Source organism: Providencia sp. wls1943, assembly GCF_009706275.1.
GTDB lineage: Bacteria > Pseudomonadota > Gammaproteobacteria > Enterobacterales > Enterobacteriaceae > Providencia > Providencia zhijiangensis.
In genome coordinates, this window is sequence record NZ_WLTU01000025.1 from 319,706 (window position 1) to 345,925 (window position 26,220).

24 protein-coding genes are annotated in these 26,220 nt (G+C 44.1%); 16 read left to right on the forward strand and 8 right to left on the reverse strand.

All coding sequences use genetic code 11. The annotated features are described in order from the left end of the window. Positions 1–320: 320 nt before the first annotated feature. From mprA to emrB, 3 genes are all read left to right on the forward strand, one after another. The gene (gene mprA, locus GKR48_RS15575) at positions 321–836 is read left to right on the forward strand and encodes a transcriptional repressor MprA (protein WP_154604602.1); all 516 of its coding nucleotides are present in this window, start codon (positions 321–323) and stop codon (positions 834–836) included. 222 nt (positions 837–1,058) lie between these two features. After that, positions 1,059–2,237 (forward strand): multidrug efflux MFS transporter periplasmic adaptor subunit EmrA, encoded by a 1,179-nt coding sequence (gene emrA, locus GKR48_RS15580; RefSeq protein WP_154628726.1) that lies wholly within the window; start codon positions 1,059–1,061, stop codon positions 2,235–2,237. An 18-nt stretch (positions 2,238–2,255) separates the two neighbouring features. Continuing rightward, positions 2,256–3,794 carry a multidrug efflux MFS transporter permease subunit EmrB gene (gene emrB / locus GKR48_RS15585; protein ID WP_336431186.1) on the forward strand — a complete coding sequence of 513 codons (1,539 nt, stop codon included), beginning with the start codon at positions 2,256–2,258 and terminating at the stop codon, positions 3,792–3,794. A 78-nt stretch (positions 3,795–3,872) separates the two neighbouring features. On the opposite strand, the gene GKR48_RS15590 is transcribed toward emrB, so the two are convergent. Further along, complete coding sequence (locus tag GKR48_RS15590; protein ID WP_154628727.1) at positions 3,873–4,997, reverse strand: tRNA/rRNA methyltransferase; 1,125 nt, start codon at positions 4,995–4,997, stop codon at positions 3,873–3,875. 173 nt (positions 4,998–5,170) lie between these two features. Between GKR48_RS15590 and GKR48_RS15595 the strand changes: the two genes are divergently transcribed. The 5 genes from GKR48_RS15595 to GKR48_RS15615 all read left to right on the forward strand — a co-directional run bounded on the left by GKR48_RS15595 (position 5,171) and on the right by GKR48_RS15615 (position 12,238). Beyond that, positions 5,171–5,872 carry a tRNA-uridine aminocarboxypropyltransferase gene (locus GKR48_RS15595; RefSeq protein WP_154628728.1) on the forward strand — a complete coding sequence of 234 codons (702 nt, stop codon included), beginning with the start codon at positions 5,171–5,173 and terminating at the stop codon, positions 5,870–5,872. A gap of 244 nt (positions 5,873–6,116) precedes the next feature. Further along, positions 6,117–8,762 (forward strand): bifunctional acetate--CoA ligase family protein/GNAT family N-acetyltransferase, encoded by a 2,646-nt coding sequence (locus tag GKR48_RS15600; protein WP_154628729.1) that lies wholly within the window; start codon positions 6,117–6,119, stop codon positions 8,760–8,762. Between the two features lie 159 nt (positions 8,763–8,921). Further along, positions 8,922–10,277 carry a CDP-diacylglycerol--serine O-phosphatidyltransferase gene (pssA, locus tag GKR48_RS15605; RefSeq protein WP_154628730.1) on the forward strand — a complete coding sequence of 452 codons (1,356 nt, stop codon included), beginning with the start codon at positions 8,922–8,924 and terminating at the stop codon, positions 10,275–10,277. Positions 10,278–10,365: 88 nt separating this feature from the next. Beyond that, the gene (locus tag GKR48_RS15610) at positions 10,366–10,710 is read left to right on the forward strand and encodes a YfiM family lipoprotein (protein WP_154628731.1); all 345 of its coding nucleotides are present in this window, start codon (positions 10,366–10,368) and stop codon (positions 10,708–10,710) included. A gap of 325 nt (positions 10,711–11,035) precedes the next feature. Next, entirely contained in the window at positions 11,036–12,238 is a 1,203-nt protein-coding gene (locus GKR48_RS15615) for a tyrosine-type recombinase/integrase (RefSeq protein ID WP_076914472.1), read from the forward strand. A 48-nt stretch (positions 12,239–12,286) separates the two neighbouring features. Here the strand turns inward: GKR48_RS15615 and GKR48_RS15620 are convergent, their stop codons facing one another. After that, complete coding sequence (locus GKR48_RS15620) at positions 12,287–13,060, reverse strand: hypothetical protein (protein ID WP_154628732.1); 774 nt, start codon at positions 13,058–13,060, stop codon at positions 12,287–12,289. Between the two features lie 125 nt (positions 13,061–13,185). Here GKR48_RS15620 and GKR48_RS15625 point away from each other — a divergent pair, with 125 nt between their 5' ends. The 8 genes from GKR48_RS15625 (at position 13,186) to istB (ending at position 20,298) form a co-directional block, all read left to right on the forward strand. Further along, positions 13,186–13,392, forward strand: a complete 207-nt coding sequence (locus GKR48_RS15625) for a helix-turn-helix transcriptional regulator (protein WP_076914474.1) — start codon at positions 13,186–13,188, stop codon at positions 13,390–13,392. Between the two features lie 165 nt (positions 13,393–13,557). Next, complete coding sequence (locus GKR48_RS15630) at positions 13,558–14,295, forward strand: hypothetical protein (protein WP_154628733.1); 738 nt, start codon at positions 13,558–13,560, stop codon at positions 14,293–14,295. Between the two features lie 39 nt (positions 14,296–14,334). Further along, complete coding sequence (locus tag GKR48_RS15635; protein ID WP_154628734.1) at positions 14,335–14,919, forward strand: helix-turn-helix domain-containing protein; 585 nt, start codon at positions 14,335–14,337, stop codon at positions 14,917–14,919. 373 nt (positions 14,920–15,292) lie between these two features. Beyond that, complete coding sequence (locus GKR48_RS15640) at positions 15,293–15,910, forward strand: inovirus Gp2 family protein (RefSeq protein ID WP_154628735.1); 618 nt, start codon at positions 15,293–15,295, stop codon at positions 15,908–15,910. 781 nt (positions 15,911–16,691) lie between these two features. After that, positions 16,692–17,117 (forward strand): DcrB-related protein, encoded by a 426-nt coding sequence (locus tag GKR48_RS15650; protein WP_004927193.1) that lies wholly within the window; start codon positions 16,692–16,694, stop codon positions 17,115–17,117. A 5-nt stretch (positions 17,118–17,122) separates the two neighbouring features. Further along, positions 17,123–18,430 (forward strand): PAAR domain-containing protein, encoded by a 1,308-nt coding sequence (locus GKR48_RS15655; protein WP_230088695.1) that lies wholly within the window; start codon positions 17,123–17,125, stop codon positions 18,428–18,430. A 79-nt stretch (positions 18,431–18,509) separates the two neighbouring features. Then, entirely contained in the window at positions 18,510–19,550 is a 1,041-nt protein-coding gene (istA, locus tag GKR48_RS15660; protein WP_154628736.1) for an IS21 family transposase, read from the forward strand. Further along, the gene (gene istB / locus GKR48_RS15665; protein ID WP_024198699.1) at positions 19,534–20,298 is read left to right on the forward strand and encodes an IS21-like element helper ATPase IstB; all 765 of its coding nucleotides are present in this window, start codon (positions 19,534–19,536) and stop codon (positions 20,296–20,298) included. Before istA ends, istB begins: the two co-directional genes overlap by 17 nt. A 142-nt stretch (positions 20,299–20,440) precedes the next feature. Here the strand turns inward: istB and GKR48_RS18240 are convergent, their stop codons facing one another. The 6 genes from GKR48_RS18240 to GKR48_RS15695 all read right to left on the reverse strand — a co-directional run bounded on the left by GKR48_RS18240 (position 20,441) and on the right by GKR48_RS15695 (position 26,185). After that, positions 20,441–20,626, reverse strand: coding sequence for a hypothetical protein (locus GKR48_RS18240; RefSeq protein WP_154628737.1), 186 nt, complete (start codon positions 20,624–20,626; stop codon positions 20,441–20,443). 63 nt (positions 20,627–20,689) lie between these two features. Then, complete coding sequence (locus GKR48_RS15675) at positions 20,690–21,640, reverse strand: hypothetical protein (protein ID WP_154628738.1); 951 nt, start codon at positions 21,638–21,640, stop codon at positions 20,690–20,692. Positions 21,641–21,651: 11 nt separating this feature from the next. Further along, positions 21,652–22,455: a hypothetical protein gene (locus GKR48_RS15680; RefSeq protein ID WP_154628739.1), complete on the reverse strand. Its 804-nt coding sequence runs from the start codon at positions 22,453–22,455 to the stop codon at positions 21,652–21,654. Positions 22,456–22,567: 112 nt separating this feature from the next. Next, the gene (locus GKR48_RS15685; RefSeq protein WP_147441381.1) at positions 22,568–23,050 is read right to left on the reverse strand and encodes a DUF5462 family protein; all 483 of its coding nucleotides are present in this window, start codon (positions 23,048–23,050) and stop codon (positions 22,568–22,570) included. A gap of 125 nt (positions 23,051–23,175) precedes the next feature. Beyond that, the gene (locus GKR48_RS15690; protein ID WP_230088696.1) at positions 23,176–23,883 is read right to left on the reverse strand and encodes a fimbria/pilus periplasmic chaperone; all 708 of its coding nucleotides are present in this window, start codon (positions 23,881–23,883) and stop codon (positions 23,176–23,178) included. Positions 23,884–23,920: 37 nt separating this feature from the next. Continuing rightward, a complete protein-coding gene (locus GKR48_RS15695; RefSeq protein WP_230088705.1) occupies positions 23,921–26,185 on the reverse strand; it encodes a fimbria/pilus outer membrane usher protein in 2,265 nt (754 codons plus the stop codon). Between the last annotated feature and the right edge of the window lie 35 nt (positions 26,186–26,220).

Sequence of the window (26,220 nt, forward strand, 5' to 3'; positions counted from 1 at the left end):
ATTATTGAGTAATAAAAAAAATGGTATTGAGTTAATGCGATGTGATTATATATTGTTTTATATGATTTTATTTGTCGTATAAAACGCAATTATATTTTCATCTATTTACCTACATGATAGTAAGAAAGCAGTGATTGTTAATTGAACTATACTAAATGCGTTAAAACACATTCATAAAATTTATGAATGATGTATCATTGTCAAAATAAAATGGATGAAATTAATTAAGTATAATTGCTAATTCTATCTTTTAATATACCATTCACATGGTTGATTACAGTTGAAATCTTACCAACTGAAACTAATAAGGTATCCAAATAATGGAAAGTTCATTTACACCGACAGAAGAATTACTTAACGCTCGCGTCGCGCAACAAACTTCACTGGAAAATACTATCCCTTACCAAGAAATTTTATTGACGCGCTTATGCATGCACGTTCATGGAAAACTGTTGGAATCACGTAACAATATGCTAAGAGCTCAGGGCGTCAATGAAACGCTATTTATGGCGCTCATGATCCTTGATACCAAAGATTCTCATAGCATTCAGCCATCTGAACTCAGTGCTGCATTAGGCTCTTCACGGACTAACGCGACACGTATTGCCGATGAATTAGAAAAAAATGGCTGGATTGAGCGTAAAGAAAGCCATAACGACCGTCGTTGCTTACATTTGCACTTAACTGAAAAAGGCTCTGAGTTTCTCAGTGGACTATTACCACCACAACATAAAGCATTGATCGATATCTGGTCTTCATTGGATATTGATGAAAAACAGCTGCTCGACAAGCTGATGCGCAAATTATTAGCAAAACTCGATAGCATAAAAGACTGATAACATTGACCACATATAATGCATGGTTAATGTTTTTGAGGCATTCTGTGGCTTAAACTGAAAAAAAACTTTTCACTCACATATATTTCATTATCCTTTCAGTTATATATTGCGATATCCCATCGAGCAACGAAATCATTTGTCGTCTTAGTTTCCAGTAGTTAACACTAACTGCTGGAAACAGCCGTTATTTTTATCCATTGAATATGGGGAACCACCAGTATGAGCGCACGCGAGGATCTGCCTGAAACGCAAACGCCACCGTTAAACAAAAAAAGACAGCGCAGAAATGCCCTAATGTTCCTAACCGTTATTTTTATCGCGATTGGCATCGGTTGGACTGCATACTGGTATCTCGTCTTACGCCATTACGAATCGACAGACAACGCTTACGTTGCTGGAAATCAAGTTCAAATCCAAGCGCAAATATCCGGTAGTGTCATGACAGTCAATGTCGATAATACCGATTTTGTGAAAAGTGGAACGGTACTGGTGGAGTTAGATCCCAGAGATGCCGAACTCGCCCTAGAAAAAGCCAAAACTGAACTTGCTAACAGTGTTCGACAATCCCAACAGCACATTATCAATAGCCGCCAATTTCAAGCAAATATTGATGTTAAACGCTCTGAACTATCCCGCTTACAAAATGATTTAAAACGCCGCGAAGTCTTAGGTAGCAGCAATTTAATCGGTAAAGAAGAGCTCCAACACGCGAGAGAAGCGGTCATCAGTGCGAAAGGTGCACTTGATGTGGCGATTGAACAGTACAATGCCAATCAAGCTATCGTGCTCAATACGGCTTTAGAAAAACAACCACTGGTTGAACAAGCTGCAACGCAAGTTAGAAATGCATGGCTTGCCCTTCAACGTACTAAAATTGTTAGTCCAGTAGATGGTTATGTTTCTCGCCGCAGTGTGCAAGTCGGTTCACAAATCACGCCAAATACCCCATTAATGGCAATTGTACCATCCAGCGGAATGTGGATTGATGCCAACTTTAAAGAGACACAATTAGCCAGTATGCGTATTGGTCAACCTGCCAAAGTAACTACCGATTTTTACGGCAAGAATGTGGTATTCAACGGCACAGTGATTGGCCTTGATATGGGGACGGGGAGCGCATTCTCGTTATTGCCAGCTCAAAATGCGAGCGGTAACTGGATCAAAGTAGTGCAACGCCTTCCGGTACGTATCGCTCTCGATGAAACTCAGTTGGATGAATATCCATTGCGCATCGGGCTTTCCACGGAAGTCGAAGTGGATACAGCCAACAAAGATGGCAAAGTATTATCCAAAGGTCTGCGCGATACGCCGGCTTATCACACAACCGCTTTAGCGGTTGATATGTCTCCTGCTGACAAAATTGTTGCTGAGATTATTCAAAATAACTCTGGCAAATAAGTAAACGGAGACATTAACGTGACAAATGCACCGTTAACAGGTTCAAAACTGGCTTGGATGACCATTGCGTTATCTTTGGCGACTTTCATGCAAGTTTTGGATTCGACCATTGCTAACGTCGCTATCCCCACAATTGCGGGTAACTTGGGTGCATCTAACTCACAAGGCACATGGGTGATCACATCGTTTGGGGTAGCGAATGCTATCTCCATTCCGATCACTGGCTGGTTAGCGCGTCGTATTGGTGAAGTTCGCCTCTTTTTATGGTCTACTGGGCTTTTCGCCCTAACCTCATGGCTATGTGGGATCTCCAACAGCTTAGAAATGCTGATTTTATTCCGCGTTCTACAAGGTTTGGTTGCTGGCCCACTCATTCCGTTATCTCAGAGTCTATTACTCAATAACTATCCACCAGCCAAACGCAGTATGGCACTTGCACTATGGTCTATGACCATTGTGGTTGCGCCGATTTGTGGGCCTATTCTTGGTGGCTATATTAGTGACAACTACCACTGGGGCTGGATTTTCTTTATCAACGTTCCGTTTAGTATCGCCATTATTTTTGCCATTATGCGAACGCTTAAAGGACGTGAAACTCAAATCGCTATCAAGCCGATTGATACCGTGGGGCTTGTCTTACTGGTTGTTGGGATCGGTGCATTACAGATTATGCTCGACCAAGGGAAAGAGCTCGATTGGTTTAACTCTACTGAGATAATCGTTCTCACCGTTGTCGCCGTTGTCGCGATAGCCTTCTTAATTGTTTGGGAACTGACTGATGAGCATCCTGTCATCGACCTTTCCCTCTTTAAAGAGCGTAATTTTACTATCGGTTGTTTGGCGCTCAGTTTGGCGTATATGCTCTATTTCGGTACGATTGTTCTATTGCCTCAGTTGCTGCAAGAAGTATACGGCTACACAGCAACATGGGCAGGGCTAGCTTCTGCCCCCGTCGGTCTCTTACCACTGCTTATCACGCCGATTATTGGTCGCTTTGGTAATCGTATTGATATGCGTTATTTAGTGACATTCAGTTTTATTATGTACGCCGTGTGCTATTACTGGCGAGCTTACACCTTTGAACCTGGGATGGGATTTGCCGCCGCTGCGTGGCCTCAGTTCGTTCAAGGTTTAGCGATAGCCTGCTTCTTTATGCCACTTACCACCATTACATTGTCTGGTTTACCACCGGAAAGAATGGCATCAGCGTCCAGTTTATCTAACTTTACGCGAACCTTAGCGGGCGCAATTGGTACCTCCATCACCACGACCATGTGGACACAGCGTGAAGCCATGCACCATGAAAATCTGACAGAATTTGTTAACCCGTACAATCCAAATGCTCAACATATGTACAGTGAGTTGGCGCAAATAGGCATGAATGAACAGCAAAGTGCCGCGTATATTGCACGTTCAATTACTGAGCAAGGGTTAATTATTTCTGCTAATGAAATTTTCTGGATGTCCGCAGGTGTGTTTATTCTATTGATGGTGATAGTCTGGTTTGCCAAACCACCATTCGGAGCCGGTTCAAAAGAGGGTGGTGGGGCTCACTAACCGACATATGCTTCAGACGAAAAAAAACCATACACAATTTTGCGTATGGTTTTTTTTGCTAGCCAAGTCAGTAAGTCATTACTTAGCTTTATTTTGTGACCACCACTGAGAAAGCATAATCCCTGTTGCGACAGAGACGTTCAGGCTTTCAACTTTACCTGTTCCGCCAATGTACAGGCTCATATCGCCTTGATCCCATGTGCTATCACTTAAACCATCACTCTCTTGACCTAACACCAGCACCATTTTCTTCGGTAATTGAACCTTAGCAATGTCCTGACTACCTTTATGGCTTGATGTGGTGACGATGGTATAGCCTGCTTCACGGAATTTATTCAGTGTTGGCGTGAAACCATCTGCATCAATGGCTTTAATATGCTCAGCGCCACCTTCAGCGGTACGAATTGCCGCACCGGACTCCAGCATTCCTGCATCTTGTAAAATCACACCTTTCACACCAAAGTGAGCGCAGCTACGCATGATCCCACCAAGGTTATGCGGGTTACCAACATCTTCTAACGCTAAAACACAATCGGTATCGACCGCATTTTCTAAATAGGTTTCTGCTGCCATACCACCGCGTTTTTTGATGATAAAGCACACGCCGCCGTGGTGCTCAGTACCAGACGCTTTTGTTAACTCTTCTTCATCAACAACATGGTACGCCTTACGGTTTGCCGCCATCCATTTTAATGCATCACGAAAACGTGGAGTGACTGACTGCAAGAACCACGCACGGACAATACCATCTGGACGGTTTTTAAACATCGCTTGGCAAGCATTTTCGCCGTAAATACGGGTTTCTTCTTGGCGTTGTTTACGCAGTTGCTCAGGATCAATTTGGCTTTTTCCTGAGATACCACCATGATCGTTTTCTAATTCATCACTTCCCGGTTTTGAAACGGTGCGCCATGGTGATTGCTCACCACGTGGTGCGCTATCGCGATTACTTGAACGTCTGTCGTTGTCAGAACGTCGTTCTGAGCGGCCGCCTTCTGGACGACCAGAGCGACCAGAGCGGTCGTTGCGATCATTGCGGTCGTTACGCCCACCTGAACGTTTATCACCGCGTCTATCATCGCGCTTATCATCACGACTGCCACGGCGTTTATCATTACCTTTATTGCTGTCCTGCTCTTCACTACGGACATACATCACTTTTACTTTGCCGTTTTTACCGCTAAAATCATTCGTGTCGTTCATCGCTATCCCCTACTAAGCTATGGCGCGAAGATTACATGAAGTTGCAAAGCTACGCTACCGATCCGCGCTATTATCTCACCGAAAAGTTATTGAATATACTTCTATCGTAGACAAATCGTTTTGCGTACAATATGCCCCTTATTTTTGTCACAACGAAAAGTACCCTATCAATCATGAGTCAGAACGCTGTCTATCATCTGCGTCAGCAACGCTTAGCCCTTTCTACAAAACCTTTTAAAGCAAGAGGTTGCCGGGTAAAACGCTGTCAATATTGCCTGCTTCCCGTACCTCAGTGTCTCTGTGAAGAAACGGTTTCAGCGAAAGCAAAAAGCCAATTTTGTCTGATTATGTTTGATGGTGAAGTTTTTAAGCCCAGCAATACCGGAAAGCTGATTGCTGATGTGCTTCCTGATACTCAGGCATATCAGTGGTCAAGAACAGATCCGGACAACCAGCTATTAGCTGCACTGCAAGATAAGACTAGACAACCTTATCTAATTTTCCCAGAAAGCTATGCGCAAACGGGTCGCGTTGTCGTCAATGCTCCAACGCTTTCAGACAAACCTGCACTATTTATTTTGTTAGATGGCACTTGGCCAGAAGCTCGTAAGATGTTCCGCAAGAGCCCTTATTTGGATCAAATTCCAATGCTGTCAATCAATACGAAAGCGAGAACCGACTACCTGCTGCGTATCCCATCGCGTGAAGAGCAGCATTGTACCGCTGAAGTGGCAGCTACTGTGCTAGAGCAAGCTGGCGATATTGATGCATCCCAAGCATTATTTACGCATTTCAATCTGTTTCGCCGTAAATACTTAGAGGGAAAACCGCATCATCCAACCGCTCAAATGCTCTTGTCTCAGCCGCAAGAATAACTCCTTATAGGCATTTTTTACGTTATTTATATGCCTCGCTTTCCAGCAATTTCTATTTTGAAAATCACCTTCACAGCAAAACGTGAGGGTGCTTGTAATATTTAATAAAATTCCCTCGATAAACTGGCGCTTCCCACAATATACGGCACAATATACGACATAGTATTGCTGTATCGTATAGCGTTGCTTACGAACTCAAAATCAATTGAGCGGGTTTTCGCTCACCACAAAAAGGTTTACCGCCATGGGGTTAGTGAGTCAGCTAGAGTCATTGTTTAGACCAAAATCTATCGTTGTTGTGGGCGCTTCAGAAGATCCTAGCCGAGCAGGATCAGTGATGATGAAAAACTTACTCAGCAGCGGTTTCAAAGGCCCTATTCTGCCCGTTAACCCGAATAGGAGCTCCATTCTTGGCGTCCTTGCTTATCCCTCTATTGATAAACTCCCACTCAAGCCTGATCTTGCAGTGATCTGCACTCACTATTCTCGTAATGTTGAATGTCTCCGGCAGCTTGGGGAGGCTGGCTGTAATGTCGTCATTATCTTATCGTCCCCTTCGATTCAATTTAATGAACTGAAAAAGGTGGCTCAACAATACCAAATTCGTTTATTGGGTCCGAACAGTTTAGGCTTCTTTGCACCATGGCAAGGGCTAAATGCCAGCTTTTCCCCAATCCCCATTTTGAAAGGCAAACTGGCATTTATTTCACAATCTGCCGCAGTCTCAAATACAGTCTTAGATTGGGCGCGCCATCGCGATATCGGCTTTTCCTATTTTATTGCCCTTGGCGATAGCATTGATATCGATATTGATGACCTACTGGACTATCTTGCACGAGACAGTAAAACCAGTGCCATCTTGCTTTATTTAGAAAATATTAGTGATGCAAGACGCTTTTTATCATCTTCCCGTAGTGCATCGCGTAACAAACCGATCCTCGTTATCAAGAGCGGACGAACACGCAAAGCGCAAGAGCTTCTCGGTGAAAAGCCGAGTTTAGATGCCGCTTATGATGCAGCGATTCAACGGGCAGGTTTACTTCGAGTCCAAGATACTCACGAAATGTTCTCTGCGGTGGAGACACTAAGTTATATGACTCCGCTACGAGGTGAACGTTTATCGATTATGAGCAATGGCTCAGCACCTGCCGCAATGGCGCTCGATGAGTTACTGCTACGTAATGGCAAGCTAGCAAAACTCAGTGTAGAAACTGAAAACGAACTGAGCTCCCTATTGCCATTAGATTTATCTACCCAAAACCCGATTGACCTCGGCGACGATGCTACCGTGGATAGATATCTCAACGTATTAAACAAAATGCTCGATAGCCACGATCATGATGCGTTACTTTTGATCCACACACCAAGCGCCATAACACAGAGTAAGTCCATGGCAGAAAAAGTGATCAAAACCATTAAGCAGCATCCTCGAGGTAAATGGTTAACCATCCTCACAAACTGGTGCGGGGAATATTCATCTCAAGAAGCGAGAAGGCTCTTCAGCGAAGCTGGGATCCCAACTTACCGAACACCTGAAGGTGCCATCACCGCCTATATGCATATGGTGGAATATCGCCGTAACCAAAAACAATTAAAAGAAACCCCTGCGCTTCCTGTCGGAATAACTGCAAATACTCAACAAGCGCATACCTGTATCATGCAAGCCATTGAAAATAACAAGCTGCATCTAGATACCCATGAAGTTCAACCAATCTTAAAAGCTTATGGCTTAAACAGTTTACCAACATGGATTGCTCATTCCAGCGAACAGGCCGTTGAAATTGCAGAAAAGATTGGCTATCCCGTCGCACTAAAATTACGTTCTCCTGATATTGTGCATAAATCAGAAGTTCAGGGCGTTATGCTCTATTTAAGAAATGCCAAAGAAGTTGCAGAAGCCGCCAATGCCATCATTGAGCGGGTCTCGACCAATTACCCACAAGCACGGATTGAAGGCTTATTAGTACAAAGCATGGCGAATCGCGCTGGCGCTCAGGAGCTGCGAATTGCTGTTGAGCTTGATCCTGTTTTTGGTTTATTGATCATGCTTGGCGAAGGGGGCGTAGAGTGGCAACAAGAGAGCCAGGCAGCCGTAGCCCTTCCCCCACTAAATTTAGCGCTAGCACGTTATTTGGTCATTAATGCAATCAAAGGACATAAAATTAAAGCCCGTAGTGCTCTAGAACCATTAGATATTCCAGGGCTAGCCAGCTTATTAGTTCGTGTCTCTAACTTAATCATTGATTGTCCTAACATCAGCCGATTAGATATACATCCACTACTTGCCGCTGGTGATGAATTTACATTGCTTGATGTTTCAATGACATTGAACCCAGCGAATGACAATTCAAATACTCGGCTTGCCATTCGTCCTTACCCTAATGAACTCGAAGAGACCATTAACCTAAAAGATGACCTAACTTGCTTGTTAAGGCCCATTCTTCCTGAAGATGAACCACTTTTAAAATCCTTTATTGAACAAGTCACTAAAGAAGATCTTTATTACCGTTATTTCAGTGAAATCAGTGAATTCACTCATGATGATCTCGCGAATATGACGCAAATCGATTACGACCGAGAAATGGCGTTTGTCGCTATTAAAAATAGTGATACACAACCTGAAATTATTGGTGTAACTCGTGCAATGGCGGATCCTGATAACCAGGAAGCTGAGTTTGCCGTTCTAGTTCGCTCAGATATGAAAGGACAGACGCTCGGTTATCAATTAATGCAAAAGCTACTCAACTACACCCGTGCGCATGGCATTAAAAAACTGACAGCGATCACCATGCCGGAAAACCGTAATATGATCAGCTTGGCAAAAAAATTAGGGTTCCAAATTGATGTTCAATTCGAGGATGGTGTCGTAAATCTCACCCTGCATCTATAATTAGCGTTAGGAATAAACCGTAATCTGTATAGTAAATAAACCAATGGTCAATTTATTCCTAATGAATGGTGTAAATATGATATCATCGACAGATCATTCGCTTAAATATTTGTATAAAGCGATTTGCTATTAGACTAACAAGAGAAAATTCACACTGTGATGTTGTCAAAATTAAAACAAGCAAAACATCAACAACACTTGGCAAACATGCCTAAATTGTCTCAGTCGGTTGATGATGTTAAAACGCTCTATAAGACAGAAGATTTTCGTGGTGCTCTGCTTGAACAGATCTCGCAAGCTAAAAATACAGTCTACATTACGGCTCTGTATTTAGAAAAAGATGATGCGGGTAAAGACATCCTTCATGCTCTGTATGCCGCTAAACAAGCAAATCCTAATCTAGATATTAAAATTCTAGTTGATTGGCACCGAGCTCAGCGCGGCCGAATTGGCGCAGCTGCTAATCTGACGAATGCCGATTGGTATTATGAAGTTTCTCAGCAATACCCTGATGTTGAGATCCCTGTTTTCGGGATCCCCGTAAACACACGTGAAGCTTTAGGGGTACTGCACTTAAAAGGTTTCTTATTTGATGAAACGCTTCTATATAGCGGAGCAAGCATCAATGATGTCTATCTGCATCGTCATGAAAAATACCGCTATGATAGATATCATCTCATCAAAAATAGTCAGCTCACAGCGACGATGAAAAAATTCATTGATGATTCTCTTTTATCATCGGATGCTATTCATCTACTCAATACGCCTGATAGGCCAAAAACAGCGGAATTTAAAGGGTTAATCAAACAATTTCGTTTGTCATTAAGAGGCGTTAATTACCAATTTGCAGGTAATGCTTCTAATGATGAGCTCGCCGTTACTCCATTTGTTGGCCTAGGTAAAAAGAACGAATTAAATCGTACTATCACCCACTTGATGAGCTCAACAGCTGAAAAGCTCACTATCTGTACGCCGTATTTTAATTTACCTGCCGTTTTGGTGAGAATTATCAGTAAGTTAATGCGTGATGGAAAAAAAGTTGAAATCATTATTGGTGATAAAACTGCTAACGACTTCTATATTCCACCTGAAGAACCTTTTAAAATTATTGGCGCTTTACCTTATCTCTATGAAATAAACTTACGTAAGTTTGTTAGCCGTTTGCAGCGCTTTATTGATAGTGAACAACTGACAGTTCGTTTATGGAAAGATGGTGACAACACTTATCACCTGAAAGGAATGTGGGTTGATAATCAATGGCAGCTGATTACAGGTAATAACCTGAATCCACGAGCTTGGGGATTAGACTTGGAAAATGCGGTATTGATCCACGATCCAAAACAGCAACTCCAAGAACAACGCCAACATGAACTCGATTGTATTCGAGTCCATACCAAAGTTGTTCATCACTATCGCGAGCTAGATAGCATTCAAACCTACCCTGTTAAAGTAAAAAAACTGATCCGTCGATTGCGACGTATCCGAGTTGATCGTCTCATTAGTCGAATACTTTAATTATTGACTCTCTAAAGCGCCGCTCATGTGGCGCTTTTTATTATCTAACGAACTCTAACTTATCAGTTGCTGTAGAGGCTCAAGATACATGTCAAATTTCTCTTATAAAACATTAGCTTTAAGTTGCTCGTTAATAGTCATGACAGGCTGTTCAGGCTTCCATTGGTCAAATGATAATTGGAAAGGAAAAGATAAGGCTCAGCACTTTGCTTTTTCTGCTGCAATGGCTGCCGCTGGTAATGCGTATGCGGATAAACAGAACATGCAACATCGGCAAGCAGCACAATTCGGTATGTTATTTTCGATTTCGCTAGGTGCTTCGAAAGAACTTTATGATAGCCGACCAGCAGGTACTGGCTGGAGTTGGCATGATTTTGCTTATGATGTAGCGGGTGCAGTGGCAGGTTATACTCTATATCAAAACTTAAAATAGAACTTGCTAGCGCATAATAAACAAAAAATCTTGAAGGATCGCTATAGCAGAGTGAACTTGGTAACGATAGGGAGAAAATAGAGTTCGAAATTACTTTGTCGTAAAAAAACAAAAACCCCGTGATTTTCATCACGGGGCTTGCTATAAGTGGCGGAACGGACGTCTGCCTAAAACAATTCCAACCCAGTACAAATAAATCCAAATTATACTTTATTTTCAATTACTTATTCAAACATCACTTCCAAACACATATAATCAACTCCATTCAAAACTTAACATAAATGGCATACCAAATGGCATACCCAACTTTGAGGATCGATTCATCATGGCGGTACTAACTCATTCTAAAGCAAAACATATTCAACCAGGGGATAAACCATTGTCTCATGGTGGTATTACCGGTCTTACTCTTCATCCATCATCAACAAAAGGTAGAGGTAAGTGGGTTCTTCGTTATATGAGTCCTGTAACACAAAAACGAAGAAATGCTGGATTAGGTAGTTTTCCCGAAATATCTATTTCCGAAGTTACAAATATCGCATCAACAATGCGAGAACAAATTATTAAAGGCATTGATCCTCTTGAGCTCAAAAAATCAATCTCCGATGAGCCTTCAATCCCTACTTTTGAGGTGGCTGCCCGTAAACTCCATGCAGAGTTACTACCTGGTTGGAAAAATAAAAAACACGGTAAACAATGGATCACTACACTGGAACAATATGTATTTCCTACCATAGGTTTATTAAAGTTGGATATCATAACTCCAGCCAATATTGCAGATGCATTACGCCCTATCTGGCTAACTCGCTCAGAAACAGCATCCCGCATAAAACAACGTATCCACGCAGTTATGCAGTGGGGATGGGCTCATGGCTATTGCGCAGCCAACCCTACTGATGTCGTTAACCATTTATTACCGCAACAAATCAGCGCTCATGTACGTACCGAGCATCAACCTGCGATGCCTTGGAAAATGCTACCTTTATATATTCGCACACATATATACCAACCCGAACGTTACAATGTTACCCGAGCAATACTGCTATTTATCATGTTAACAGCCTGTCGTTCTGGCGAGGCTAGAGCGATGCAATGGCAGGAAATTGATTTTAAACGAGCGGTATGGACAATACCCGCAGAACGTATGAAATCAGGGTTGCAACACCGAGTGCCATTATCTGAGCAAACTTTAGCGCTATTGAACAATCTAAAAGGCGTACATGACACACTAGTTTTTCCATCACCTAGAAAACAAATTGTGCTCTCCGATATGGTTGTCACCTCATTTCTTAGGCGAACCAAAGCCCCCAGTGACACCAATGGTCGCGTTGCAACAGCACATGGTTTTCGTTCTACCTTTCGAGATTGGTGTTCAGAACATGGCTATTCGCGGGATTTAGCTGAACGGGCACTTGCACATACCGTTAAAAATAAAGTGGAAGCGGCGTACCACCGCACTGATTTATTAGAGCAACGAAGACCCATGATGCAAGCTTGGGCAGATTATCTTTTACCGCCATCAAAATAAATCGAGAAAGCTAGCTAATCTATTTAGCTAGCTTTCTTTCATCAAATACTAATCACGCCTTGTTTTTTTGTTTTTTACAACATTTTCCAATGCAAACCGAAGATCATCATGACATGTTGCCCAACGTAAAACTGCATCATTCAAAGATTCTTGTTTTAGTAACGTTTTATGCCCTTCTTTTCTTTTAGTCTCAATAAATTGCCACAACTCATTTTCTATTGCTTCCACGGCTTTTTTCTTACTTTTCCATTCCTTACCATCTGATTTGGCGAGATGAAGTAACCTTATCGCTTCATTTCGAAAAAGCGCCGCTAATTCAGCAACGACATTACCGCCTTTTTTTGATGAAGATATCCTCTTCAAACGGTATTCTCGTTCTATCTTCAAAAGCTCTCGATAATGTTCAACTGAATACAGTTGAGTTAAATAGCTAATCGAAACCAAAAAAGCTTCAACAGATACCTTTTTATCAAAAGACCAGCAAAATTCTGCCCAGGATTTATTAATCGCAGCCCATAAAAATAATGTCTTAACATAATCATTTAATCCCCCCCCACCAGCCGTAATCAGCATAACGGTTCCTTTCAGTCTTATCAGCTCAACCACATCCTTAGCAACGCCTTTTGCCGTACCAAAAAAATACCCTTTATAATCCTTAAAAAATTTTTGAACCTTTTCACTATCCTCAGAAAGGATATCTGCAATTTCTTTTTTTACTGATGAAGATAACCACTTACATTCAATAGCAACCTTCAGCGCATCTTTCCTTTTTTGATTATACGTATCAATCAAAAAATCATAAATATCTTTTAATTCATTCATTTAACCAAATACCCTCACAAAAAGTAGGCTTGTAAAAAAAAAAGATTGGCCCTTACATGTTTATGCTCAGCACATTTCATTATGCTATTTCTTATCCCATACACACCTATAGAGACTTAACGACAATGAATACATCTCATATTAAAATATTGCGTTTACCCGCTGTACTACAACGTATTGGTATAGCACGTTCAACATTGTACGACTGGATGAATCCCAAATCGCCACGCTATGACCCAACCTTTCCAAAGCAAAAGCGCTTGGGACGCCAATCCGTTGGCTGGGTTGAATCAGAAATAAATGATTGGCTACTTAACAGACAATCAGTTTAATTTAATTCACTATAGCAAATAAGGAGAATAGATTAAAAATCTTCATGTTATTTTCTGTGATTACACAAAAAAATAAAAAACTAAACAGTTAATTTATTGAATTTTGATGATTCAACCATGACTGTCTTCATTTATATATATAACCCAGAGAAAAGGATAATTATCATGTCCCAACGGATTTCTATTACCATAAAAAATGAATCAAGCCTAAAAGCTATTGATGAATACTGTCATAAAAATAATTTAACACGCTCCGCTGTAATAGCGAACATATTAGCGAGTGCTTGCCCGCTGTTGAATGAAATAAATCAACATACACAGATAGTTAATGAATTGGAAAACCAGCTATTTAATCCTAAAAAAAACTCACAAAAATTATGGGGAGACACCCCCGTATTTTCACTACCTGAATACTTATTGGATATTTGGCAAACCCACGTAATAGAAAAAGGGATCATTATTGACAAACATGCTTACCCTCATGCTTATAAAAGCCCCAAAATAGGTTTAAAGGAAAAGAAAACCATTCAAGAAACATTGAATAGCTATATAGATTCACCATATATTAAAAAGGCCATTTTTATTTATACAGACAGGCATGTTCACTATAAATTACATAAAGCAGGTGGGTTTTCAAATACAATATTAATTAGAAACACTGAATACAAAAATTACCTATTCGATTTTAACGCAATTATTAACATCCCGATAAAGGATATTGTTTTCCATGGGATAGAGGCAGCATTCAAAAAAAACCAAATAATATTAAAAGAAAGTTATGTCGCTTTTATTCCTATTTATCACTCAAACAATCAGTGTGTTTTAATTGGTGTGATAGATAAAACGCAAGTAAATAGAAAAATAGAGAGCAGTCCAGATACGATTATCATAAATCCAATCTAACCGTTCATTAATTCGTTTTATGACCCTTAAGGTGACAAAATGAGCCATTATGCATATTTTAGAATCGTTCAAAATAGCAGTTTTAGTCTACAAGAGATTGAGCAATGCCTAAACGATATCGCTGGCACCCATCCAATAAAAAGAGAACATATTATTTTAGAACATCAATCAATAACGGATGTCAATGAGCTACCAAGTCAATTGATGTATTATATTGATAGGGTATTTACACCTGATGATACCTTAATTACAAGAACACTCCATGATTTGGGGAATAACACACAACAAATCGCTTATGTTATACAACGCTGCCAATCTCTGGGGATGAAATTACTCTTCCTCAACGACTTAGGCCAAAATGTATTTTCACTAAATGTCCCTTTAGCCGAAATACTCAATCAATTAAAAAACATTGAGGATAATTATGAAAAAATGAAACTCGATAGACGACATGCGATTGCATTACAACAAGGAAAAATATTAGGACGCCCCGAAGGAAGTGTTTATAAACAAGCTATTTATGAAATGAGGTGCAAAGGATATAAACAACGAGAAGTCGCTAATCATTTTAATATTAGCCTTTCTACCGTGAAACGATATTGGAAAAAAAGACTATTCGAATAGCACTAACTACAGAGTGATTATTTATCAACCAATTCAGTATTGGTGGGGTATTATCGATATTATTGATGTTGGAAAGGTAATATATATTACTAATAACACAACCTGAATAACTAACTAATATAACTTACACCGTAGATATCAATATAATCCAATACTGACTGTAACCTAATATCAATAATATCAGCTTAGCCAGAGGTCAATATCTAAATAAATACATCATTATTAATCTATAGATTAATAAATCTATGCCTGTTAAACAGGAATAACACAATACTCAATAAACCATAAGGGATCAGATAACCACATTATCTGTCCTTTATCACTACCAACATTCATACGAAAGAGTCATTCCAAATGACTCTAAGGGATCATTATGTCTAAAAAAGAATACAACCCGGGTTACCAAGGTGCGATTGCAGAAACTTTAGATTGTGCCTTACAAGCCTACCCTCGTATTACTGTGATACGAGTAGATCTCCATTTCCCTATGATGGATGAATATGGGGATATGCCAAACTGCTTTCCTAACACTGAAGGCTCTCCTATCACCCGTTTTATGAACTCCTTAAATGCAAAGCTTAAACACGATCAACACCGTAAAATAGGTCAAGGGATACGCGTTTACCCTAACCGTTTACGTTACATCTGGGTAAAAGAACTCGTAGATGGATACCTCCCTCACTACCACTGTGCATTAATCTTCAATAAAGACGCCTACTATCATCTAGGAGACTATGACTTAAATATACCTAGTTTACGGACGATGATTACTACAGCGTGGTACAGTGCGTTACAGCTCGAATTAGACCCTATTATTGATACTGGTCCATTAGTTCACTACCCTGAGAACTGTCGGTACTGTTTAAATCGAGAAGCCTTATCCTTTAGCGATGACTATAATACCGTAATAGAACGATTAAATTACCTAGCTAAAGAATATTCTAAACACTACAGTTCGAATTACCGTACGATAGGCTATAGTCAGTACTAGAAGCGACTTAGGCAGGTAGCGCCCACTACCTGCCTTTTGAAACAGCTTGCCCCTTTAAGCTCCCTTTGACAACTTTAGGGCCTAAGGGGCTTTTAGCAAAGATTTCATCACTCCCTAACATACTGTTAAAACCTACTATTTCAGCAAGCTTATTATGAGAAAGGCTATAAACCATACGACCTAGTTGATTCCATCACTAAACAGGATACATACATCAGGGTTCACAGCTGGTATACAGGGTGTAATAGGATAAATCCATGACTTTATGCTCAGAGCAATACTGGCGTATAAGACTAATTTCTACATGAAAAACTGGATCACTTTCAGTGTGTATGTGATTTTCACCAGCTGCTTTGCTTTAATCAAACAGAATACTTTAATAATGGAATATATCCAAAGCTTGGAGCTGGGCCTCGATAAGTCCCAGCATTGATTTCCATGCATAATCAACATTAATTATCCTATTTTCTTTATTTAGAACCTATCTCAATAGGGAGTTGACAAATAAATAACTTTAGAGAACTGATGTTTGCTGATGCAGTATCTATCGTCTTTAAACGTTAATACCAGCTGCTTAAAATACTGTTTGTATCACCTATCGAGATAGGCTCTTAATCATAAAGCCTCACAACTATTTTATATTTACAACCATTCAATAATGTTGATAATTTAATTTATGTAACATAGTAGCCTATAAATTTCGTTTTAATCTAATAATTTTCACTATTACATTAATATTTACCCTTCAACAAACCATATAAAAAAACAAAGGATTACGTACATGAAGCAACGTTGTTTATTCACAGAAGGAAGCATCAGCCTGCCTGAGGGCTACAAAGAACAAACTGTCAACATCTTGATTTCCCCCACTGGCAATGCGGTTAACATTTCTCGGGATGACAAACCCGCTGATGAAACCTTTGATGACTATGTTGCTCGCCAAAAGCAACTTTTGCAACGTTCCTTGAAAGATTGGCAACTCCTTGAAGAAAAGCCTTCGGTGCTCGGTGAGAATGGTATTCACGGCCACCTTATTAGTTCACGCTACCGCCCGAACAAAAAGCAGCAAGTCTATCAAATTCAGGCCGTTTACCCTTTCAGTGATACCCAAACCCTGATTTTTACAATGTCATCGCCGAACGCCTTTAATGATGAGCAATGGGCATGGATGAACACCCTCCTACTTAGCTTTCAACCAAGAGGGTAATCGCCATGCCAGAAGCCGCCAGAGTCGGGGATATCATCGGTCACTCCAAATCGATGTGGGGCATGCTCGTTGGAACGGTATTAGGTGCCGCTATCGCCATTGGCGGTGCCGTTGTTTCCGGTGTCTTAATGGGCGTTGGTATTGCTGCAAGCTGTATTTGGGTCGGTGTGCTTGCCATTGGTGCTTCACTGGCGGTCGGCTATGGTACAGGGCTGCTGGCAGAATGGGTGCGGGATAAGTGCGTTGAAACGGGGTCTAAATCGTTAAGTCCCAGTGGGGAAATCAAAACCGGCTCACGCAATGTTCGCATTAATGGTAAACCCGCTGCTATCTCCACGCGGAGTCAGGTCAACTGTGACAAAGAAAATAGCCTCCGTCAAATGGCAGAAGGCTCTGGCTCGGTGTATATCAATGGGTTTCCCGCTTCTCGGGTCGGTGATAAGACCACCTGTGATGCGACGGTGATGGAAGGCTCCCCCGATGTCAGAATTGGTGGCGGTACACAAGCAACCGAAGATATTGAACCAGAAATCCCCTCTTGGCTCACCACCTCCTCTGACCTCACGATGTTATTCGCCGGCTTTTTAAGCTTTGGTGCTGGGACAGCAAAAGGCCCCGGTGCAGTGGCAAAGCTGTGGGAGAAATTACCGAGCAGTGCCAAAATCGGTCGCTTCTTCTGCCGTTATGGCAAGATTTTTACTGGGCTTAGTATAGCTATTCCCGCCATTGGCATCTTAACCCGCCCAGTCGAAGTGATAGGCGGGCAAAAAGTATTAAACGGTGAAGAGGAGCTGGATTTTACCTATGAATCTGAATTACCGCTTTATTGGCAACGCAATTATTTAAGCAGTTATTGTTATGACGGTGTGCTGGGTCGTGGCTGGAGTTTCTTTAGGGAAACCCAATTGATTAAAACCGAAGACGGCTTTGTTTGGCAAAATCTATCGGGGGATATCCTCCCATTTCCAGACATTCCACACGGACACCGTAGCTTTTGTGAGGCTGCCCAAGGTTGGATAATCCACCATGATGATGACAGTTGGACGTTTCAGGATGCGGGAGAGCTACGTTACCATTACTCCCCTTTTGATGCCCAAGGCCATAGCCGCTTAAGCCATATCGTTGATAATGTGGGTAACGAGCAACGTTTCCACTACAACGAACAGCATCAACTCATTCACATTACCGGTTGCGGTGACCTGAATATCACGTGTGAATACCAATCCTTTGAGCTTGAAGATACAACGGTATCACGCCTCACTGCCGTATATCAGGTGAATGCTCATCAAGCACGCCGTCAATGTTGTCACTGATCATGTAAAACTGATCCACTAACGATCATAGAAAACTGAGCCACTTGGTATTATCCGTACATTTTTGTACGGGGAATTTATGATTACCAAGGAGATATTTGTGGATATTCATGTTCGCTTTATACAAGGTCAAAGCATCCGAAAAATTGCCCGTGAACTGGGTATTTCTCGCAATACTGTTAAACACCATTTGCAGCAGCAACAGATGCCAACGTATACTCGACGTGCACCCAAACAGACCAAATTAGCGCCATTTGAGCCATATTTAATCCAACGTATCCAACTGGCTAAACCCGACTGGATCCCGGCAACTATCTTGTTTGATGAACTCTGTCAAAGAGGCTATCAAGGCGGGATTGCCCAATTGCGTCGTTTCGTTTGCCAGTTTAAACCCATTATCGCGCCTGAACCTATTGTGCGGTTTGAAACGCCTCCCGGCCAGCAGATGCAGATTGATTTCACCACTATTCGTCGAAGTAAACAGACGTTAAAAGCATTCGTGGCGACATTAAGCTATTCCCGCGCTTGTTACGTTAAGTTCTTTGATAATGAACGAGCCAGCGCTTGGCAACAGGGTTTAAAAGAAGCGTTCGATTACTTTGGCGGCGCGCCTCAACAAGTTCTTTGTGATAACGCAAAAACCCTGATTGTCAAGCGAGACGCCTATGCAGAAGGTGAGCATAAACTGCATGTGGAAATGCTTCAGATGTCAAAAGATTATGGCTTTAAGTTGACCGCTTGCCTGCCTTATCGGGCCAAAACGAAAGGCAAAGTCGAGCGTTTTAACCATTACCTAAAAAATAGCTTTATCGTGCCACTTAAGGCGGAACTTCGGGCTCAGAACCTTGAGTTGGATGTTGAAATAGCGAACGCAAAAATTGGCCCATGGCTACAGCGCATTGCCCATCAACGGCGTCATGGCACTACGCAAGAGAAACCGGCTGATAGACTTGTTGATGAAGTCAAGTTTCTTCACCCTTTACCGGCAGTCGTTGAGCATGTCATCTCGACAGGGTCTTCCCTGAATATACCCGTCGTTCCACCACATGGATCCGTTAATTTACAACACCCAATCAAAGTCTATGATGCGCTGTTAGAGGAAAATTATGTTACTGCATGAACAAATTGAATACCTGTGCGCTTCATTAAAACTGAGCGCAGTTTCAACGCTTTGGCCATCATTGGCTGAGCAGTCTATTGCTCAGAACAAAAGCTACGGCGAATTTTTACTCGCATTATTGAACAATGAACAAAAACACCGCGATGAACGTACACGCAGTATGCTGAGTCAGATGGCGGGATTTCCAGCCCATAAGGCGCTGAGTGCATTTGATTTTAAATTTGCTACGGGTATTCCGAAACAGCAAATACAAGAATTAAGTGCGCTGACATTTATTGAACGGAATGAAAATGTTGTGTTGCTAGGGCCAAGTGGAGTGGGTAAAACACATCTTGCGATCGGTTTAGGGTTGAAAGCCGTTGAAGCCAAGAAAAAAACACGTTTTACGACAGCGGCAGACCTGATGTTACAGCTTTCAACGGCAAAACGCCAAAACAAACTGAAACACTATTTATCACGTTCAGTGATGGCACCGAAGTTATTGATTATCGATGAGATAGGTTACCTGCCGTTTGGACGAGAAGAGGCCAATCTATTTTTCAATGTTATTGCCAAGCGTTATGAGTATGGTAGCGTCATACTCACGAGTAATTTATCGTTTGGACAATGGCCGAGCGCATTCGCAGATGATGCAACATTAACCGCAGCGATGTTAGATCGTTTACTCCACCATTCACATGTATTGCAATTGAGTGGTGAAAGCTATCGATTGAAAGATAAACGACGCTCAGGTGCCATACCTAAATGAAACAGTGGATCACTTTTGATTGATCGAATTTGAGTTAAAAGTGGAGCAGTTTTCGTTGATCGTTGACACGGTTTTCGTCAACACCCAGACAAAACGTTTATCGGTCGGGTGAGTAAAGGGTTTGATTGGATGGGCGCTTGGCTTACCCATAATGGAATAACGGGGGTTGCCCCCCGCGCGTTAGCAAACCACCGAACTCGGTGTCGACAGCTTTATGAGCAAACGTCCCGCTTGACAGCCAAGGCACAAGCGGAGCGCGTGTCGCAATACCGCGTACGGTGGTTACAATGGGTTCAATGCGTATTGAATGGCCCCACATCGGCATCACCGTCCTCTCCAGTGTTTGCTGAGAGAGTTAGTTCGGTGTACGGGGCCAATATATTTATTAACCCTACATCTGGTAAGCGGTCACATTTAACGTCGCGTTCCAAGCACCTTGCACAGGGGTATTGAACTCTAATTCTGTGGGCGTTAACTCTACGATGTGTGCCGCGGCCATGTAATGGTACGTTCTGTGGGCCGTAGGTGAAGTTACCGACGACATGAACTCTGTAGTAGGGGTCTCGCAACCGGCGTTATATTCCGACGGCGGGCTATTCGTGTACCCGTCTAGAGACGCCAACTTGATGTTGCCGGTGACGTCGGCTTGTTGTAACGCATTCAAGTACGCTGCGGCAGCTGTTTTAGACCCGTTTGTGAATTTGATATCGGCTCCTTCTCCGCTGAACGTCAATGCTGGGCCACCGTTCCCGACAAAACACGACCCGCCCGGTGTTTGTATTTTCTTCCCTGAGGTTGTCACTACATACGATGCTAACACCTTGCGACCATCGCTGTTGTTTATTCCTGCGTACTGCCCACCGCGCACCTCGGTGGCTTTCAATGTTAATTTGCCGACTGCTTGTGCTCCGCTTGCATCGGTGGACACCGCACTGATGGCAAAACTCATGGCTTGGGGTTCCGCCAAAGATTTGATATCAGTGATAGGGCTTCCGTTGCCATCGCGGAATTCGGTGATATCGCGGACACCGATGGTGTTCGTATCAGGTCCAACCATCCCCGTCATCGAGGGTAAATAACCACTCACGGCGATAAACGGTTGTCCGGCTAATTTGTAGGTGGTGACGCCATCTGCGGTTGTCGTCGCCTCATTCGGCTTGGCATCCAAACGCGGACCCGGATAATCATTCACCGTCCACTGCCACATTGGGCTATTGGCGACGATATTACCCATATACGTCACGTTACCCACGTTATCCGGTGGGAGGTTCGCTATCGCTGCCATCGGGCTCATGATTGCCGCTGCCACCGCGATTGCGATAAGATTTTTGATGTTTTTCATGTGGTTATTCCTTATTTATACTGGACCTGGACCGTGATAACACTTTCCCATTGACTGACAGGGGTGTCTTGCGGAAAGCTCAATTTCCCAGCCGTCATGGTTGAGGCATAGCCCCCAATCATCGGTAGCTTCACTTCGGTACCGTCATTAAGCGTGTTTGCCGGCCATGGCGTGTTCATGTCATAAGTAATCCTAGTCGCGCCCACTTTACTTTGCTGGCTCGCTAGCTTCGTTATGGCGTTGTTGTAAGCTTGTGTCGCATTCACATCCGCTTGCGTCACCCCCACACCCGCCAACGGTTTCCCGATAAGGGTTGTGTCACCGTCATTCTCGGCTTGGGCCAGCAGTAACACCGGCTGCAAGGTTAACGCTAAGTGGCCTTCCACTGGCGTGGTGTCTTTGTTCCCCGTCGCTTTTAACGGCAGTAACGTGGCATTGGTGGTGGTGTCATAGGTCGGTGTCACTTCAGCGCCATCTTGCAGGTATTTTACGTCCGCATTCAGGCCCAACATCGCTAAGCCATTGACCGTCGGCTCCATATACCCTTCTAAGAAGCGGTACGGTTGACGGTTTTGCATGATGTCCCACACTTTGGTACTGGACGCCGTATCAACAACGCCATCCCCGTCTCTTAGGTCAATACGCACAGTGTTTTGCGGTAAGCTCCACACCCATTTTGGGGCGTTATCTGCAATGATGCCGCCGAAGCGAATATCATGATTAATTGACCCCACACCGGTTGCCCCTAAGGCACCCACACTGGTCAAGGCCCCGGCTAATGCCACGGCCATTACACCTAAATTATATTTTTTCATGGTCTTTCCTTTGTGTTAGCCTGTCCCTAGGCATGATATCGTCCTGCCTTTGCTGTCCCCCGTGTTGCTCTCACACCGCACGAGGGGCAGCACCTTACGATGATGACTATCATCACTCTGTTAACAATGACGCCTCACCCGTGACGCGCCACTGCGTGTTTAAGTCGCCTCGGTAACCTACGGGCACGGTCAGCTGCACCGCCCCCGCAGGCACCAAGTCCACCGTTTGAGCAGGCGACGGTAACGTCACCACCACCCCCAAACTGCTTTCCGTCACTGAGGCCGTGACAGGTTTGCCATTCACGCGCACTTGAACCGGTAACAACACCGAACCTTGCGTGCCGTCCGACAGTGTCAGCTCCTGCTGTACCCGAAACGTGTTACCGTCTTTTGACACCAAGCGTGTCTGCTCAAGGGTTAACACCCCAATAGCTTCTGGTGCCTCTGTCACCTGAAACAGCGGTTGCCCTGACAAAAACACCGTAATGTCCACTTGTGTGTTACGTGCGGTCATATTGCCGTTCACGACCCCAAGGGCTTCCACGCGCTGGTTTTCCTTTGCCTGACCGAGCACACCAAAACTTAACGTACTCATTATCACCCCCAGCACCCAAGCTCGCCCTCTCCGGCGATATTTCGCGCGAGGGGTTGGGTGTGATAACGCCGCCTGTTGTGTCATGGTGTGCTCCTTTTCCTGTACAAGGGGTAACGGGGTTCCGTTTATTTTTTCTCAGGGGTCGCTGGTGCCGGCAATGCCGCCTCGGGTTTAGCGTCCGATGTCACGGCAGTTTTGCCCGTTAACACGTGCGTCCCCAAGTGCCCCAAATCATCTATCGACACCACTTTTTTCGCCGTGGTGCCTTTGGGTAACGTCACGCTATCCCCTGGCGTAAACATCGCTAAAGCCTCGTGTTGCTTCTGGTCAAAGGCTAACGGGGTATCGTTTTCCCCCAACACATCCGCAATGGCAAAAATGTACGGCGTGCTGTTCACCAATTCGGTTTTCCCGTCCACCGTCTTCACCGAGAGACCGGACTCTGCGCCTTTGCGGTCTTTCATCAAACTGGCTGGGCGATAGAGCAGTTTCACCTTGGTGCGCAGCGCCACCGATAAACCGCCGTCTTTATTCAGCGGAGGAATTTCTTGTAAACTCACCCAGTAAATCGATTCTTTATCTTCCGGCATCTGCTCTAACGCTTTAATCACCCGCAACACTTGCTTGCCGTTACCGGCGACTTTGAAAAACGGGGGCGTCACCACAAACGTCGGTCGGGTATCGACTTCTTTGATATTCTCTATCCACGTTTGCCCGCCGTAAGTTTTCGGGGAGGCGTTTTCCACCACTATCGATACCGCGTCCTTATCCCCTTCAAAAATGTAACGGCTTTGGTCTACAGATAATGCCGCCCAGGCCGATGATGCTGTCATCAGACTCAGGGCTGCCAATACCCCCATGCTTAATCGTTTAATATTCACACACTACCTCTTGTAATCGATTTGAATCCGTCAATTGCGTCCCCGCAACCGAGCAGTCAGAAAACCGCACGACGCCTAACGTATCGACAGAGTTAATTAATATCACGCCGTTATGACTCACAAAGCCCAAGGGCGCCCCCGACTCGCTATAACCCCATTCGCCCGCCGGAATAAATTGCCCATCAGGGCGTTTCACTTGCAGTAAATACCGTTTCACCGTCATCGCTTCAAAGGGCACGTAAGTTACCGAGCCTTGTGTCGGCTTCAACGGTTTGCTGGTCACCGCTAACTCTGTATTGGCCGGCAACGTACTCGCATCAATGCTCAACGTGTTGAGCTGATAACTACTCAGAGGCACCATCAGGTTGCCATTGCGGTCAGCCTTATCCAGACCGCCCAACATCGATACCCCTTGCCCGCCCGGCACATGCACCACCGCCACCGTATCAGAGATGTTTTTCCCCAGTAAAACACTGTTGTCTGCCGGCAAATACATCACCGAGCCACTCACCGACCCCGACCCCAACGTGCCATTATCCGTGTGGGTCATCTGGCCACTGAGTTGTGCCAGCCGTCCGTCATAGGCAGTCCACACACTGGTTTGGGTGCCCAAACTGCCATCCCCGCCCCAACTTTCATTGGCGGATAGCGACCAGCGGTCAGTTAAATTGGTTGATGCCCCTGCGGAGTAGCTGTTGCTTCCCGATTTGCTGCCAGACATCGACGCAAACGTATTAAAATCATGGTCAAACACGGAAAACGGGATCGAGACCGACGTCGAAAAACTGTATTGGCTGTCATTGCCCGTTTTATACTGTGACCCCGCTAATGACACACTCACCGGACCGACACGGGTAGAAAAGTTCCCCGTCACCCCACGTTGCTTATCATCCCGACGCCAATATTCCCGTTGCCAACCATTCACCGACAACGTGGCTCCGCGCCACAGCGGTTGACTGAACCCTAGCGAGATGTCCTGCTTCAAGCGTTGGCGCTCGGCAAAACGGGCGTAATCGGTATCGTTGTATTCCCCAAGCGTGTCATACTGCTCACTCAGGCGGTTATACCCCACGCGCACCGAGGTGCTAGTATCAAAGCTCTTGGCATAGGTCAGGGTATTTTTGTGTCCCTGTCGGTTGCCCTCGTCATAGCGCGATTGCGTCCCCGAAAGCGCCACCGAGACCGAACCCAATGACCCGAGCTGTGATGTCACTTCCCCCGTGACACCGGTAAACTGACTGCCGAGCAGGGCGCCTGTTCGCAGTGACAGATAATCCAACCCGTAACCGTAACTAAAGGCGGCTAATCCTCCTGTCGGGGTACCTTCTGGGTTGTCGTTATCAATCACCCCCACCGATACGGAATACTCGTGCTCCCCCGGTGATATCTGCCCGCTAATAAGGGTAATGGGGAACACCTCTCGGGTGGTGGTGCCGTCATTTTCCGTCACGGTCATCACCACATCGCCCCCATTGAGCACCGTCACATCATTGATACTAAACGGACCCGGTGGCACCATTTCTGAATATAAAATCGTGTTGCCTTGACGTAACGTCACCCGCGCATACCCTTGCGCTGTACCGCTGAACACGGGGGTATAGCCGCGTGTTTGGCGGCGCATGGATGGGTTACTGCTTAACGTCAAACCGTAGGTCGATAACCCCCCCAGCTCACCGCTGCTCACCCCCGTTTTCCCCATCACTAAATCCGCTTGCAGCGATAAAAGGGCTTTGGAAGCCGTGAACACCGAGACCGTTTGGTCATCTTGAGTTAACGACGCACTGCCGTTGACTATCCATTCCCCCACGTTCGCCAGTAACGACCCCGACCCGTAATAATCCACGCCGTCTTGGTTTTTATTGGCGTTGGCGTTGTAGTTCATGCGCAGAGCGCTGTTACCAAACTCCCAATCCAGAGCATCCCCCGCTTTGGCTAATCCCGCTTGCGGTATCGCCAAGTTCAATGTCTGGGTGGCCAAATCAAACACCACCTGCGTATTGGCTTGCTCATCAAGGACATAACACTGACGCGCAGCTTGATAGGTCGATTGGTAAAACGCCGGGCGCAAATACACTTGCACGTCCGCTAACCATTCTGGTGAGAGACACAAGGCCGACTGCTCTTGCGGTGTCACCGTCAAAACACGTTTACCAACTGGCTCACCATTGACCTGCACATCCACCCAGTAACGCCCCGGGAAGTAACGGTTCGCTGTTGATAAAAATGCCGCCGCCTGTGCGCCACCGCCTTGCATAAAATTCAAATTTAGGGCGCCATCCTCTGTTTCGT

What these genes read in the sequence shown, in the direction of transcription:
- istA (WP_154628736.1), top strand. Translation starts at nt 18,510, where the DNA reads ATGATTACCAAGGAGATATTTGTGGATATTCATGTTCGCTTTATACAA.
- GKR48_RS15640 (WP_154628735.1), top strand. Translation starts at nt 15,293, where the DNA reads ATGTCTAAAAAAGAATACAACCCGGGTTACCAAGGTGCGATTGCAGAA.
- GKR48_RS15695 (WP_230088705.1), bottom strand. Translation starts at nt 26,185, where the DNA reads ATGCAAGGCGGTGGCGCACAGGCGGCGGCATTTTTATCAACAGCGAAC.
- GKR48_RS15610 (WP_154628731.1), top strand. Translation starts at nt 10,366, where the DNA reads ATGTCAAATTTCTCTTATAAAACATTAGCTTTAAGTTGCTCGTTAATA.
- GKR48_RS15650 (WP_004927193.1), top strand. Translation starts at nt 16,692, where the DNA reads ATGAAGCAACGTTGTTTATTCACAGAAGGAAGCATCAGCCTGCCTGAG.
- GKR48_RS15690 (WP_230088696.1), bottom strand. Translation starts at nt 23,883, where the DNA reads ATGACAGCATCATCGGCCTGGGCGGCATTATCTGTAGACCAAAGCCGT.
- GKR48_RS15655 (WP_230088695.1), top strand. Translation starts at nt 17,123, where the DNA reads ATGCCAGAAGCCGCCAGAGTCGGGGATATCATCGGTCACTCCAAATCG.
- GKR48_RS15595 (WP_154628728.1), top strand. Translation starts at nt 5,171, where the DNA reads ATGAGTCAGAACGCTGTCTATCATCTGCGTCAGCAACGCTTAGCCCTT.
- GKR48_RS15615 (WP_076914472.1), top strand. Translation starts at nt 11,036, where the DNA reads ATGGCGGTACTAACTCATTCTAAAGCAAAACATATTCAACCAGGGGAT.
- GKR48_RS15635 (WP_154628734.1), top strand. Translation starts at nt 14,335, where the DNA reads ATGAGCCATTATGCATATTTTAGAATCGTTCAAAATAGCAGTTTTAGT.
- GKR48_RS15680 (WP_154628739.1), bottom strand. Translation starts at nt 22,455, where the DNA reads ATGAAAAAATATAATTTAGGTGTAATGGCCGTGGCATTAGCCGGGGCC.
- emrA (WP_154628726.1), top strand. Translation starts at nt 1,059, where the DNA reads ATGAGCGCACGCGAGGATCTGCCTGAAACGCAAACGCCACCGTTAAAC.
- GKR48_RS15590 (WP_154628727.1), bottom strand. Translation starts at nt 4,997, where the DNA reads ATGAACGACACGAATGATTTTAGCGGTAAAAACGGCAAAGTAAAAGTG.
- GKR48_RS15630 (WP_154628733.1), top strand. Translation starts at nt 13,558, where the DNA reads ATGTCCCAACGGATTTCTATTACCATAAAAAATGAATCAAGCCTAAAA.
- GKR48_RS15685 (WP_147441381.1), bottom strand. Translation starts at nt 23,050, where the DNA reads ATGAGTACGTTAAGTTTTGGTGTGCTCGGTCAGGCAAAGGAAAACCAG.
- GKR48_RS15600 (WP_154628729.1), top strand. Translation starts at nt 6,117, where the DNA reads ATGGGGTTAGTGAGTCAGCTAGAGTCATTGTTTAGACCAAAATCTATC.
- mprA (WP_154604602.1), top strand. Translation starts at nt 321, where the DNA reads ATGGAAAGTTCATTTACACCGACAGAAGAATTACTTAACGCTCGCGTC.
- GKR48_RS15625 (WP_076914474.1), top strand. Translation starts at nt 13,186, where the DNA reads ATGAATACATCTCATATTAAAATATTGCGTTTACCCGCTGTACTACAA.
- GKR48_RS15620 (WP_154628732.1), bottom strand. Translation starts at nt 13,060, where the DNA reads ATGAATGAATTAAAAGATATTTATGATTTTTTGATTGATACGTATAAT.
- pssA (WP_154628730.1), top strand. Translation starts at nt 8,922, where the DNA reads ATGTTGTCAAAATTAAAACAAGCAAAACATCAACAACACTTGGCAAAC.
- GKR48_RS15675 (WP_154628738.1), bottom strand. Translation starts at nt 21,640, where the DNA reads ATGAAAAACATCAAAAATCTTATCGCAATCGCGGTGGCAGCGGCAATC.